General features: G+C 61.6%; 10 protein-coding genes and 2 pseudogenes. All 12 read left to right on the forward strand.

Features of this window, described 5'->3' with window-relative positions; all coding sequences use genetic code 11:
- The first annotated feature begins 146 nt into the window (after positions 1 to 146).
- Positions 147 to 1,664 carry a hypothetical protein gene (locus NKI69_RS06280; RefSeq protein ID WP_502900154.1) on the forward strand — a complete coding sequence of 506 codons (1,518 nt, stop codon included), beginning with the start codon at positions 147 to 149 and terminating at the stop codon, positions 1,662 to 1,664.
- Positions 1,661 to 2,563 (forward strand): terpene synthase family protein, encoded by a 903-nt coding sequence (locus tag NKI69_RS06285; RefSeq protein ID WP_352720491.1) that lies wholly within the window; start codon positions 1,661 to 1,663, stop codon positions 2,561 to 2,563. Before NKI69_RS06280 ends, NKI69_RS06285 begins: the two co-directional genes overlap by 4 nt.
- A 28-nt stretch (positions 2,564 to 2,591) precedes the next feature.
- Positions 2,592 to 3,695 carry a type 2 isopentenyl-diphosphate Delta-isomerase gene (gene fni / locus NKI69_RS06290; protein WP_502900155.1) on the forward strand — a complete coding sequence of 368 codons (1,104 nt, stop codon included), beginning with the start codon at positions 2,592 to 2,594 and terminating at the stop codon, positions 3,693 to 3,695.
- Between the two features lie 254 nt (positions 3,696 to 3,949).
- A pseudogene (locus NKI69_RS06295) lies at positions 3,950 to 4,209 on the forward strand (transposase); the annotation flags it as partial.
- A gap of 189 nt (positions 4,210 to 4,398) precedes the next feature.
- On the forward strand, positions 4,399 to 4,581 hold the full coding sequence (locus tag NKI69_RS06300) for a hypothetical protein (RefSeq protein ID WP_352575244.1): 183 nt from the start codon (positions 4,399 to 4,401) through the stop codon (positions 4,579 to 4,581).
- An 86-nt stretch (positions 4,582 to 4,667) separates the two neighbouring features.
- Positions 4,668 to 5,255 (forward strand): hypothetical protein, encoded by a 588-nt coding sequence (locus NKI69_RS06305; protein ID WP_352446515.1) that lies wholly within the window; start codon positions 4,668 to 4,670, stop codon positions 5,253 to 5,255.
- A gap of 355 nt (positions 5,256 to 5,610) precedes the next feature.
- On the forward strand, positions 5,611 to 5,937 hold the full coding sequence (locus NKI69_RS06310; RefSeq protein ID WP_352720493.1) for a helix-turn-helix domain-containing protein: 327 nt from the start codon (positions 5,611 to 5,613) through the stop codon (positions 5,935 to 5,937).
- Positions 5,912 to 7,165, forward strand: a pseudogene (locus NKI69_RS06315) (type II toxin-antitoxin system HipA family toxin). Before NKI69_RS06310 ends, NKI69_RS06315 begins: the two are co-directional and overlap by 26 nt.
- 479 nt (positions 7,166 to 7,644) lie before the next feature.
- Positions 7,645 to 8,538: a nitrogenase iron protein gene (gene nifH / locus NKI69_RS06320; protein ID WP_023763052.1), complete on the forward strand. Its 894-nt coding sequence runs from the start codon at positions 7,645 to 7,647 to the stop codon at positions 8,536 to 8,538.
- A 98-nt stretch (positions 8,539 to 8,636) separates the two neighbouring features.
- A complete protein-coding gene (nifD, locus tag NKI69_RS06325) occupies positions 8,637 to 10,139 on the forward strand; it encodes a nitrogenase molybdenum-iron protein alpha chain (RefSeq protein WP_352720496.1) in 1,503 nt (500 codons plus the stop codon).
- Between the two features lie 126 nt (positions 10,140 to 10,265).
- On the forward strand, positions 10,266 to 11,807 hold the full coding sequence (gene nifK / locus NKI69_RS06330; RefSeq protein ID WP_352720498.1) for a nitrogenase molybdenum-iron protein subunit beta: 1,542 nt from the start codon (positions 10,266 to 10,268) through the stop codon (positions 11,805 to 11,807).
- 63 nt (positions 11,808 to 11,870) lie between these two features.
- Complete coding sequence (gene nifE, locus NKI69_RS06335) at positions 11,871 to 13,361, forward strand: nitrogenase iron-molybdenum cofactor biosynthesis protein NifE (RefSeq protein WP_352720500.1); 1,491 nt, start codon at positions 11,871 to 11,873, stop codon at positions 13,359 to 13,361.
- Positions 13,362 to 13,369 lie beyond the last annotated feature (8 nt).

Here is a 13,369-nt window from a genome sequence, read left to right on the forward strand (position 1 = left end):
GCTGCTGCGATCGGCCGGCGGGCGCTGCATGCTGCACTGTGTCCGTGTCGGCGGCGGCGTGCGCGGCGTCTGCCCGTTTCTGTTCTCGTTAGCCTTCTGCAGAAGGAACATCCCGCGTGAACTTGTCCGAACAGATCCTTTCCGAAATGCGCCACCTGCTGAGCGATATGAGCGACGGCGGCAGTGTCGGTCCGTCCGTCTACGACACGGCGCGAGCTCTGCAGTTCCACGGCAACGTCACCGGTCGGCAGGACGCATACGCGTGGCTCATCGCGCAGCAACAGGCCGATGGCGGATGGGGAAGTGCGGACTTCCCGCTGTTTCGCCATGGGCCCACCTGGGCGGCGTTGCTGGCATTGCAGCGTGCCGATCCTCTTCCTGGCGCTGCCGACGCAGTCCACGCTGCAACCCGGTTCCTCGAGCGCCAGCCCGATCCCTACGCGCATGCGGTGCCGGAAGACGCGCCCATCGGCGCGGAGCTGATCCTGCCGCAGTTGTGCGACGAGGCCGCATCCTTGCTGGGTGGCGTGGCGTTTCCGCGCCACCCGGCGCTGTTGCCGTTGCGGCAAGCATGCCTGGCCAAGCTGGGGGCAGTTGCGACGTTGCCGAGCGGCCATCCATTGCTGCACTCCTGGGAAGCCTGGGGGACGTCGCCGGCCACCGCATGCCCGGACGACGACGGCAGCATTGGCATCAGTCCAGCGGCCACCGCCGCGTGGCGTGCGCACGCCGTGACACAGGGAAGAACGCCGCACGTCGGGCGCACCGACGGGTATCTGCAGGCTGCATCGCGGGCAACGCGCACCGGCATTGAAGGTGTCGTTCCCAACGTCTGGCCGATCAATGTGTTCGAGCCATGCTGGTCGCTGTACACCCTGCATCTGGCCGGTCTGTTCGCGCATCCCGCGCTCGCCGAGGCGGTGCAAGTGATCATCGCGCAACTCGACGCCCGCCTCGGAGTCCGCGGTCTGGGCCCTGCCTTGCACTTCGCGGCCGATGCGGACGACACCGCCGTTGCGTTGTGCGTCCTTCGCCTTGCAGGCCGCGACCCGGCGGCCGACGCGTTGCGCCAGTTCGAAACCGGCGAGCTGTTCGTCACCTTCCCGGGCGAGCGCAATGCCTCGGTGTCGACCAACATCCATGCCCTGCATGCGTTGCGAATCTTGGGAAAACCCGCGGCCGGCGCCAGCGCCTACGTCCAGGCCAATCGCAACGCCCACAGTGTATGGGACAACGAAAAATGGCACGTTTCGTGGCTGTATCCAACCGCGCATGCGGTCGCTGCGCTCGCGCAAGGCAACCCCCACTGGCGCGACGAGCGCGCGCTGGCCGGGCTGCTGCGGACGCAGCGCGACGACGGCGGCTGGGGCGCGGGTCGCGCGTCCACATTCGAGGAAACCGCCTATGCGCTGTTCGCGTTGCGCGTGATGGACGGGAGGGAAGCGCCGGCAGGGCGCCGGCGCATCGCGCAGGCGGTGGCGCGTGCGCTGAAGTGGATGCTCGCCCGCCACGCAGCGCACGCACTGCCCCAGACACCGCTGTGGATCGGCAAGGAACTGTATTGCCCCACTCGGGTGGTGCGCGTGGCCGAACTCGCCGGGTTGTGGCTGGCGCTTTGTTGGGGGCGGCACGTCTCGGCCGAGGGAGCAGGAGCGGGGCCATGATCCAGACCGATCGCGCGCTGCAGCAGGTGCTGGAGTGGGGGCGTTCCCTGACCGGGTTCGCCGACGAGCATGCCATAGAAGCGGTCAGGGGCGGCCAGTACATCCTGCAGCGCATCCAGCCGAGCCTGCGCGACACCAGCGCCCGCACCGGCCGCGATCCGCTGGACGAAACGCTGATCGTGGCGTTCTATCGCGAACTGGCGCTGCTCTTCTGGCTCGACGATTGCAACGACCTTGGCCTGATCGCGCCGGAGCAGCTCGCCGCGGTGGAGCAGGCGCTGGGGCAGGGTGTGCCGTGCGCGCTTCCCGGATTCGAGGGCTGTGCTGTGCTGCGCACTTCGCTCGCCGCGCTCGCCTACGATCGTCGCGACTATGCTCAGCTTCTCCACGATACCCGGTGCTACTGCGCGGCGCTGCGCGCCGGACACGCGCAGGCGGCAGGGGCGCAGCGCTGGTCGTACGCCGAGTACTTGCACAACGGCATCGATTCGATCGCCTACACGAACGTGTTCTGTTGCCTGTCCTTGCTGTGGGGGCTGGACATGGCGACCTTGCGCGCGCGTCCGGCGTTTCGCCAGGTTCTGCGGCTCATCTCCGCGATAGGGCGCTTGCAGAACGACCTGCATGGACGCGAAAAGGATAGATCGGCCGGCGAGGCCGACAACGCGGCGATCCTGCTGCTGCAGCGCTATCCGGCCATGCCTGTGGTGGAGTTCCTCAACGACGAGCTGGCCGGCCACACACGCATGCTGCACCGGGTGATGGCGGAAGAACGCTTTCCCGCGCCGTGGGGACCGTTGATCGAGGCCATGGCGGCCATCCGCGCGCAGTACTACCAGACCTCAAACAGTCGCTACCGCAGCGACGCTGCGGGCGGAGGCCAGCGTGCGCCGGCCTGAACGCGCGGGAGACGGCGGCCTCCGCGCGCTGCCGTCGGTCCGATCCGACGCAACGCCGTCGCCCGATGACGCGGATGGAGCGAGCATCAGCGACACCAACCTGAGCCGGCGCAAGGACGACCACCTGGACATCGTGCTGGATCCGCGAACGGCACGGGCCAGGGCCGCCGGCTGGGAGTACATTCGTTTCGAACACTGCGCATTGCCCGAGTTGGACCTGACGCAGGTCGACCTCAGCGCCTCGCTGCTGGGCAAGACCATGCGCGCGCCTCTGCTGATCAGCTCCATGACCGGCGGCATGCCACGCGCCGAGGCCATTAACCGGCATCTGAGCGAGGCAGCGCAAGCCTTGGGGATCGCCATGTGCGTCGGTTCGCAGCGCGTGAGCCTGCAATCCCGCAACTCCCAGGGGCTGACGCGCGCGCTACGCCGCCTCGCCCCAGACGTTCCCTTGCTGGCCAATATCGGCGCCGCGCAACTGCGCCAGCCCGACGGCCTGGACCTTGCCCGCCGGGCGGTGGATGCACTGGAGGCCGATGGACTCATCGTCCATCTCAATCCGCTGCAGGAAGCGGTACAGCCGGAGGGCGACCGCGACTGGCGCGGCGTCCTGGCGCAGATCGCTCGCGCCGCACGCAGCGTGGGCGTGCCGATCGTGGCCAAGGAAGTGGGGTCGGGCCTGTCCGCCTCGGTGGCCTGTGCGCTCGTCGAGGCGGGCGTGGCGGTGATCGATGTCGCCGGCGCCGGCGGCACCAACTGGGCCGCGGTGGAGGGCGAGCGGGCCCGCGATGCCGCCGACCGCGCAGTGGCAATGGCATTCGCGGATTGGGGGATTGCTACCCCGGCCAGCGTGCAGGCGGTACGTCGGGCGCTGCCAGCGGTGAAGCTGATCGCGTCGGGCGGGATCAGCGACGGCGTCGACGTGGCCAAGGCTATCCGCCTGGGCGCGGACATCGCCGGGCAGGCAGCCGGCGTGCTGCGCGCGGCTACGCAATCCAGCGAGGCCGTTGTCGCGCATTTCGAGATCGTCATCCGCCAGTTGGCCGTCGCCTGCTTCTGCACCGGCTCGGCTGATCTGGCGGAGTTGCGTCAGGCGCGCTTGTTGGCCTCGGCGCATCTGCCCGCCGGTTGATGTCAGCCTCGATCGCACGTGGCGACGGGCGCCTAGTCTCACTGAGTCAGAAAGTCTCGGAAGCGGGGATTCGCGCTGGTCGCGGGCTTGTTCGGGTGCTGCTTTGTGATCAGGGAGGCGCCCCGCCGTAGCCGACTGGGGCATCTGAGAGTGAAGCCGCATTCGACGCCATGTCGCGCTTTGATCGGGGTGATCGGTCACTCCAACCGAGTTGAGCCCCTGAAGGGGCCGGGGGTGCTGGAGGCCGGCTACGCTTGGACCGCATCAACCACTCGGAAAGCTACAGCGACGGCCACGGCAAGCATACCAACATGGTGGAGAGCTATTTCAGCCGCCTTCGCCGCATAGTCGCCGCCAGCACCACCCCGTTTCGCACCGCTATCTCTACCAGTACGCCATCATGCAGCATGGCTGGAAGATCACCCTCGCAATTCCAACGGTGATAACGCATTTAGGCTGCTTGGCGGAGCGATGCAGCATGGAGTGGCGTACGTGGAAACGTTATTGGCAGCGAAACGTGGACAAAAATAATTCGCAAATTCCCGCATTTCGCCAAATTAGCAACCAAATTGCTACGTACGCATTTATGACGCACCAGATTGCACGTTGCATGTTTGCAGAAAATTGACAAATATGTGCGTTGCTTGTATGGCGCGCCCAACTAGCATTTACCCCGATGGGCCAGGGAACGGGAGAACGACGCATGATGATGGAGAAAGGTGTAAAGCCGAAGATCGCTGAAAGATGCGCTCTTCCGCGTGACATTTCAAGATTCAAGAAACTGCACGAAAACGGTCGCGCGGTTATCAAGCCGAATCCTGACAAGACTCTCGGTTATGTGTCTACCGCTGAATTGGTGAATGAAACGGTGAAAACCGCTTCGTAACCCTGATTTCTATTTGCTTTTAGAGGGCGAAGGTTTACCAACCTTCGCCCTCTTGCTGTTTGGGGCGGCTGGGAGTTCGATTTGAAATGATTCCGTTTGATGAGACAAAATTGGATGAATGGCTCTCCGACTACGAGTCGTTCAATTACGCGTTCCGTCAATTTTGCTACGCGAATTTCAAGGTCCATGAGCTCGACGCGCAATTCATTCCCAACGTTATAAAGCAAATTCACGCCCAGTGGGTCAGCGACAACGAAAAGTGGCTGAATGAAGAGACGCCCGAACATACGACTAGGCTATCGCACGTAAAAATTCTCGCCTTGCTTCTTTATAATCTGAACGCGGAACCGTTTCTCGGCAATTTCTTCGATCACGAATATCAGGAAGACGTCCCTTACGCTTTCAAGGGAACCGACGAGGAAAAGGCCGCTGCGCGCCGCGATCTCATAGATGGCCGTGAAGCAATTTTGGCTTTGGACTTCTGCCTTCTGATCATCAACTGGTTTGAGAAGAACCGGATGGATCGCGCGATCCCGTACCGACAGCCGATGACGCCCGACATGCGCCACGATCTTCTCGGGTACCTTTTGAATGGCAGCGTTGACCGCAAGGCCCTTTACCTGATTTTGAAGGCCATGTATCTTCGGCCAAGCAAGGGCGGCTCCGCCAATTAGCAATCCTTCCCTCTTTTAACGCTCTCCGCTGCCTTGGCTTTCCGCTTCCGCGAACCTTCGTGGAATTGACGCCCTGTCTAATCGGCTCGACAAGGAACGCGTCCGTCCCAGCCCTTCGGCCTGAACGACCCGCTGGGCCGTCTCTTTGTTTGACTTGCTGCCTTCCGCCGCGGGCTTCATGATAACCCTGCAAAGCTCTCCGCCGAAGCGGTTGGGTTTGCGCCGCAATGGCCTGATCCGTGACGGGTCGCCCGTGGCTATATGATACGCGAACAGATCATAGAAGTTGTGACTTGCTTGTCGGAGATACCTTTGCGTATCATCGCGCATTCGAAAAGATCGTTTACGTATCATAATGGATTCTCAATCGGAAATTCTTCTCGAAATTGGTGGGCTTTTCAGGCAGGCTAGGCTGGCGGCTGCGATGACGCAGGAGCAGGTCGCTGATTTGGCGGGTATATCCCGTCCCCGATATCGCGACATCGAAAAGGGAGCCGCAGCCGCGCGTGCGACAACGCTCATGAATATCGCTCGAGCGCTCGGTCTGGAAATGATGCTGGTTCCGCAAGCCATGGTTCCGGCTGTTCAGGCTCTATTGCGTCCGCATGATAATGACGATCGACCGGCCTTTGTTTCTCAACCTGACGATGACGATCATGCCTCCAGTCTTTCGCGCACCTAAGACGATCCCGTCGCTGGACGTGCTCTTGAAGGCAGTGAAGATCGGCACAATCGTCAGGACGCCGGGCGATATGCATTCAACTTCGATGAGGCCTACTGCGCGACGGGCGGCTTTCCGGTTGTCAGCCTCTCGTTTCGGGCAGCGACGGGAGTATTGCGGAAAGATCCGAAGCCTGTGCCAAGCGCCTTGCCCGCTTTCTTCGCGAACCTCCTGCCGGAGGAGAAATTGTGCGAGGCGATGGAAAGGCACCACGAAGGCAATGTGCGGCCAGGCAATGATTCCGACCTTTTAGCGGCGCTGGGCGCCGATCTGCCGGGAGCCGTACGGGCGTTGCCCAGTGACGGCGCGATAGCGGGTTTCGCAGGATGCTTCAAAGGATCAGCCCAAGGCACGGTTCTCGCTTGCCGGCGTGCAGATGAAGCTGTCGGTCATGAAGAACATTGGAAAAGGCGGCGGCCTTACCTTGCCGATGGACGACGAGCAGGGCCGGTACATTGCCAAGTTCCCTTCGACGGCCTTCCCGGGCTTTTCCGAGAACGAATTCGCCAACCTGGCGCTGGCAGCAGCAATCGGCATGGACGTTCCTGAATGCGAACTGGTCGAGAAGTCCGATTTTGAGGGCGTTCCCGAAGAATTCAACACGCTGTCTGACGGCAAGGTCCTTCTCGTCAAACGCTTCGACGCGGCGCCGGTGGCGAGAGGATACACATCGAGGATTTCGCTCAGGTCTTCGGTGTCTACCCCTCGTGCAAATATGAGGGGGCTGCTTATCACGACATAGCCTTGGCTCTTGGCGTGGCCGTCTCGCCTACGGCGGCTCTCGAGTTCGTCCGCCGCCTGGCACTGACCGTCATCACCGGCAATGGCGACATGCACCTGAAGAACTGGTCTTTGATCTATCCCGGTAACGGCGACAAGCCGGCGCTTGCACCAATCTACGACCTCCTATCCACCGTGCCATATATTCCCACCGACGCCATGGGGCTGTCGCTTGGAGGAGAGCGCTTCGTTCAAGGCGCTAGCAGCACCGCGATGGAAAGCATTTGCGAACCGTGCACGGCTTCCGGAGCCAGCAGTCCTGAAGGCAGTGGTCGAGACGGTCAAACTCGTCAACGAGTACTGGTGGCATCTGCCTGAGCGCGACGTTGTCGCAGCGAAAGTGCTCGAGCGGATCGACGAACATGTGAAGGCGATGACGCCGATACTGAACTCCTGTGCCGACAAGTGAGCCGAGACCCCTCGAATTGCTGATATAGCGGGACCATCCGCCTGTGGCACCGGATGAGTGGCCGCGGACCGATGGTATGCCAGCGTCGCGCGCAGGATTCTACGCAGTCTCGACGAGGACACGCGAGACGAAGCACGTCAGCTCGCTGGCACAAAAAGTTTCGCAGCTTCCCGCAAGTAGGTTGAGATGCTGTTCGTCCACTTCAACACAACGACGCGGTGCAAACGAATTCGGTGACTGAGGATCGCGATCCGACGCTTTGTGTCGCCAATGTCGCGTCCGCTACACGGGCTGTTCCGACGATCCTTTCTTGGAACTCAAGCTAAACCCCTGAAAAGCAACCATGAAATTATTCTTCGGTTGGATCAGCCAAATTGGCATGAGTCTTGAGATCCTTAGGTGCGAGGCGGCTACAGCTGCCCGACCGGCATTCAAGTCGCGGCAGCCGCGATGAATGGGAACGAAGGAAGGAAAGCTACATGTCAGGTTTGCGTCAGATCGCCTTTTACGGCAAGGGCGGCATCGGCAAGTCCACCACCTCCCAAAATACGCTCGCAGCCCTGGTCGACCTCGGGCAGAGAATCCTCATCGTCGGCTGCGACCCCAAAGCCGACTCCACCCGCCTGATCCTGAACGCGAAGGCGCAGGATACGGTCCTGCATCTCGCGGCAGAGGAAGGTTCGGTGGAAGACCTGGAACTCGCGGACGTGCTCAAGGTCGGCTACAAAGGCATCAAATGCGTGGAGTCGGGCGGACCGGAGCCAGGTGTCGGCTGCGCCGGCCGCGGCGTGATCACCTCGATCAACTTCCTCGAGGAGAACGGCGCCTACGACGATGTCGACTATGTCTCCTACGACGTGCTCGGGGATGTGGTGTGTGGCGGTTTCGCGATGCCGATCCGCGAGAACAAGGCCCAGGAAATCTATATCGTCATGTCCGGCGAGATGATGGCGCTCTATGCCGCCAATAACATCGCCAAGGGCATCCTGAAATACGCCCATTCGGGCGGCGTGCGGCTCGGCGGCCTGATCTGCAACGAGCGCCAAACCGACCGCGAGCTCGACCTCGCCGAGGCGCTTGCTTCCAGGCTCAATTCCAAACTTATCCACTTCGTGCCGCGCGACAACATCGTCCAGCACGCCGAGCTCAGGAAGATGTCTGTCATTCAGTATGCGCCGGACTCCAAGCAGGCCGGGGAATACAGGGCGCTGGCCGAGAAGATTCACGGGAATTCGGGCCAGGGCACCATCCCGACCCCGATCACCATGGAGGAGCTCGAGGACATGCTGCTCGACTTCGGCATCATGAAGACCGACGAGCAGATGCTTGCCGAGCTTCAGGTCAAGGAAGCGGCCAAGACTGCCGCACAGTAGCGACTGCTGCCTACATGAGGCGCCGCCTGACCTGGTGCGCCTTTCAAAGAACGGCGCCTCGTCGGTGAGGCGTCACCCTGAACCTTGAAAGGGGTCCCATGAGCCTGGAATACGAGAATGACGGTGGCCTCCATGCGAGGCTTATCGAGGAAGTGCTGTCGCAATATCCTGACAAGTCGGCGAAGCGCCGCAAAAAGCACCTCAACGTCGCAAAGAGCGCCGACGAGGCTGGCGAGGAAAGCGAGGTCCTTTCCGAATGCGAGGTCAAATCGAACATCAAGTCCATCCCCGGCGTGATGACGATTCGCGGCTGCGCGTATGCCGGCTCGAAAGGCGTGGTGTGGGGTCCAGTCAAGGATATGGTCCATATCTCGCACGGCCCGGTCGGCTGCGGACAATATTCCTGGTCTCAACGCCGAAACTACTACGTCGGCACGACCGGCATCGACACGTTCGTCACCATGCAGTTCACCTCCGATTTCCAGGAGAAGGACATTGTTTTCGGCGGCGACAAGAAGCTCGAACGGATCATCGACGAGATCGAGGAACTGTTTCCGCTGAACAAGGGCATGACTGTGCAATCCGAATGCCCGATCGGCCTGATTGGCGACGACACCGAAGCTGTGTCCCGCAACAAGGCCAAGGAGCACGAAAAGACAATCGTGCCGGTGCGCTGCGAGGGCTTCCGCGGCGTCTCGCAATCCCTCGGCCACCACATCGCCAACGACGCGATCCGAGACTGGGTGTTCGAGAAGAAGGAAGTGGAGTTCGAGGCCGGCCCGTACGATGTCAATGTGGTCGGCGACTACAATATCGGCGGCGACGCTTGGGCTTCGCGCATCCTGCTTGAGGAGATGGGCCTGCGCGTGGTCGGCAACTGGTCGGGCGACGCTACGCTGGCCGAAATAGAGCGGGCGCCAAAGGCGAAGCTAAATCTCATCCATTGCTACAGGTCGATGAACTACATCTGCCGGCACATGGAGGAAAAGTATGGCATCGCCTGGATGGAGTACAATTTCTTCGGCCCCTCCCAGACCGAAGCCTCTCTGCGCAAGATAGCCAAGCACTTCGGGCCGGAAATCGAGGCCAAGGCCGAGGCGGTCATCGCCAAATACCGGCCGCTGGTCGAAGCGGTCATAGCCAAGTATCGGCCGCGCCTCGAAGGCAGGACGGTGATGCTCTATGTCGGCGGGCTGCGCCCCCGTCACGTCGTCACGGCATATGAGGACCTGGGCATGGTGATCGTCGGCACTGGCTACGAATTTGGCCATAACGACGACTATCAGCGCACCGGCCACTACGTGAAGAAGGGCACACTGATCTATGACGACGTGACTGGTTACGAGCTGGAGAAGTTCATCGAGGGGATCCGCCCTGATCTCGTGGGCTCCGGCATCAAAGAAAAATACCCGGTCCAGAAGATGGGCATACCGTTCCGTCAAATGCATTCCTGGGATTATTCCGGCCCGTATCACGGCTACGACGGCTTCGCCATCTTCGCCCGCGACATGGATCTGGCCATCAACAACCCGGTCTGGAACCTCTACGACGCCCCCTGGAAGAAAAAAGCCGAGCCGTCGGCAGCGATCGCAGCTGAATGAAGCCCTGGCCTCCCGTAAGCCGGGAGGCCGTTAAACGCCTGTGGCCCTTTGTCCGCGGGAGACTTGAAACGTTTCGACGTCCCTGTGCCGCCGTATGGCGGGCCAGATGGAAAGAGGTAACCACCCATGCCGCAGTCGGCTGAAAAAGTTCTCGACCACGCGCCCCTGTTCCGCGAGCCGGAATACAGGCAGATGCTCGCCGAGAAGAGGCTGAATTTCGAATGTCCTCACCCGGACCAGATCGTTACCGACCAAGGCGAATTCACCAAGACGTGGGAATATCGCGAAAAGAACCTTGCTCGCGAAGCGCTTGTCGTGAACCCCGCCAAGGCCTGCCAGCCGCTCGGCGCGGTGTTCGCGGCCGCAGGCTTCGAGCGAACCATGTCCTTCGTCCATGGCAGCCAGGGCTGCGTCGCCTATTACCGCTCGCACTTGTCGCGCCATTTCAAGGAGCCTGCTTCGGCGGTTTCCTCCTCGATGACCGAGGACGCGGCAGTGTTCGGCGGCCTGAAGAACCTGGTCGACGGACTCGCCAACACGTATCAACTCTACGACCCGAAGATGATCGCCGTCTCGACCACTTGTATGGCGGAGGTCATTGGCGATGACCTGCACAGCTTCATCGAGAACGCCAAGGACGAAGGCTCGGTCCCGCGCGACTTCGACGTCCCCTTCGCCCATACGCCGGCCTTCGTCGGCAGTCATGTCGATGGCTACGACGTCACGCTCAAGGGGATTTTGGAGCATTTCTGGAAAGGCGAGGAGCGAACGGAAGCCGAGGGGACCATCAACGTCATTCCGGGTTTCGACGGCTTCTGTGTTGGCAACAACCGGGAACTCAAGCGCCTGCTCGATCTGATAGGCGTGTCCTATACTTTCATCCAAGACGCCTCTGACCAGTTCGACACGCCGTCCGACGGCGAATACCGCATGTACGACGGCGGCACGAAGATCGCAGACGTGAGGAAGGCACTCAACGCCGAGGCGACACTTTCGCTACAACATTACAACACCCGAAAAACACTGGAGTATTGCGAGGGGGTAGGGCAGGCGACTGCCTCGTTTCATTACCCGCTCGGAGTCCAGGCGACCGACGACTTCCTGATGGAGGTCTCCGCGATTTCCGGCAAGCAAATCCCCGAGGCAATCCGCCTGGAGCGCGGTCGACTTGTTGACGCCATGGCGGACAGCCAATCCTGGCTGCACGGTAAGAAATACGCCATCTACGGCGATCCGGACTTTGTCTACGCCATGGCCCGCTTCATCATGGAGACGGGCGGCGAGCCGACCCATTGCCTCGCCACCAACGGCACCTCGGCGTGGGAAACGGCGTTGAAGGAGCTGCTTGCATCATCGCCCTTCGGCAACGGTGCTCAAGTCTGGGCGGGCAAGGACCTCTGGGCGATGCGCTCACTGCTCTTCACCGAGCCGGTGGACCTGCTGATCGGCAACTCCTATGGCAAGTATCTGGAGCGCGACACCGGCACGCCGCTGATCCGGCTGACGTTTCCGATCTTCGACCGCCACCATCATCATCGGTTTGCGCTGATGGGCTACCAAGGCGGATTGCGCGTCCTGACGACGATCCTCGACAAGATCTTCGACAAGCTCGATCGCGAGACAAGCGAGACGGGCGTGACGGACTATTCGTATGACCTCACCCGCTAAGCATGGCGGCCGGCTCTTCGGTTAGGCCGGTCGTCTTCCCGAGGGACTTTGGAGACCGACGCAATGTCCTTGCTCAGAGCCAACACTCAGGATGTCTTCAACGAGCCTGCCTGCGAAAAGAACCGCGGCAAGGATGCCAAGGCGCGCAAGGAGGGCTGTTCGAAGCCACTGACCCCCGGGGCGGCGGCCGGCGGCTGTGCCTTTGATGGCGCCAAGATCGTGCTGCAGCCGATCACCGACGTTGCGCATTTGATTCATGCGCCGCTCGCCTGCGAGGGCAATTCCTGGGACAACCGCGGTGCGGCTTCGTCCGGGCCAACGCTGTGGCGCACAAGCTTCACGACCGACCTCACCGAACTCAATGTTGTGATGGGGCAGGGCGAGCGGAAGCTCTTCAAAGCGATCCGCGAGATCAAGGAAGCGTATGGGCCCCCGGCGATCTTCGTCTATTCGACCTGCGTGACGGCGCTGATCGGCGACGACATCGAGGCTGTCTGCAAGCGCGCGGCGGAAAAGTTCGGCTTGGCCGTTGTGCCGGTCAATGCGCCGGGCTTCGTCGGCTCCAAGAATCTCGGCAACAAGCTTGCCGGCGAGGCGTTGCTCGAGCATGTCATCGGCACGGTCGAGCCCGACGACTCCGGCCCTTACGACATCAACATTCTTGGCGAATTCAACCTCTCGGGCGAATTCTGGCTGGTGAAGCCGCTGCTGGATCGGCTCGGGATCCGGGTGCGCGCCTGCATTCCGGGTGACGCACGTTACGTCGACATTGCCGGCGCGCACCGCGCCCGGGCGGCTATGATGGTGTGCTCGACCGCGCTCATCAATCTGGCACGCAAGATGGAAGAGCGCTGGGACATCCCGTTCTTCGAAGGCTCCTTCTACGGCATCACCGATACCTCGGATGCACTCCGGAACATAGCTGAGCTGCTCGTGAAGCAGGGTGCTGATCCGGAGCTCCTCGGCCGCACCGAGGCGTTGATTGCAGAGGAGGAGGCGATCGCTTGGAAGAAGCTAGCCGCCTACCGGCCGAGGCTCGAAGGCAAGCGCGTGCTGCTCAACACCGGCGGCGTGAAGTCCTGGTCGGTCGTCCATGCGCTGATGGAGATCGGGATCGAGATCGTCGGCACCTCTATCAAGAAGTCGACCGTCGAAGACGAGGAGCGGATCAAGAAGATCCTCAAGGACGACAACCATATATTCGAGCAGATGGCAGCGCGCGAGCTTTACGCCATGCTCTCCGAACACAAGGCCGATATCCTGCTATCAGGCGGGCGCACGCAATTCATCGCTCTGAAGGCCAAGACACCCTGGCTCGATATCAACCAGGAGCGCCAACATCCTTACGCCGGCTATGACGGCATGGTGGAACTCGTACGCCAGATCGACCTGGCCATTCAAAACCCCATCTGGTGCCAGGTGCGGGAACCGGCACCATGGGATTGCCAGCCTGCGGTGAGGCAGGAACTTCCGCGCACGAAAAGCGAGACCGCGACCTTGCATGTTGTCCAGGAATTCGCCGGCACGACGGCCGGTGATTTCGGCGAGTGTTGAGGAGAGCC

Origin of the sequence: Mesorhizobium sp. M0491, from assembly GCF_040321265.1 — a bacterium.
Classification (GTDB): domain Bacteria; phylum Pseudomonadota; class Alphaproteobacteria; order Rhizobiales; family Rhizobiaceae; genus Mesorhizobium.

Excerpts from the sequence above, each read along its gene's own strand:
- NKI69_RS06285 (WP_352720491.1), top strand. The coding sequence starts at position 1,661 with ATGATCCAGACCGATCGCGCGCTGCAGCAGGTGCTGGAGTGGGGGCGT.
- NKI69_RS06280 (WP_502900154.1), top strand. The coding sequence starts at position 147 with ATGCGCCACCTGCTGAGCGATATGAGCGACGGCGGCAGTGTCGGTCCG.
- NKI69_RS06305 (WP_352446515.1), top strand. The coding sequence starts at position 4,668 with ATGATTCCGTTTGATGAGACAAAATTGGATGAATGGCTCTCCGACTAC.
- nifD (WP_352720496.1), top strand. The coding sequence starts at position 8,637 with ATGAGCCTGGAATACGAGAATGACGGTGGCCTCCATGCGAGGCTTATC.
- nifE (WP_352720500.1), top strand. The coding sequence starts at position 11,871 with ATGTCCTTGCTCAGAGCCAACACTCAGGATGTCTTCAACGAGCCTGCC.
- NKI69_RS06310 (WP_352720493.1), top strand. The coding sequence starts at position 5,611 with ATGGATTCTCAATCGGAAATTCTTCTCGAAATTGGTGGGCTTTTCAGG.
- nifK (WP_352720498.1), top strand. The coding sequence starts at position 10,266 with ATGCCGCAGTCGGCTGAAAAAGTTCTCGACCACGCGCCCCTGTTCCGC.
- NKI69_RS06300 (WP_352575244.1), top strand. The coding sequence starts at position 4,399 with ATGATGATGGAGAAAGGTGTAAAGCCGAAGATCGCTGAAAGATGCGCT.
- nifH (WP_023763052.1), top strand. The coding sequence starts at position 7,645 with ATGTCAGGTTTGCGTCAGATCGCCTTTTACGGCAAGGGCGGCATCGGC.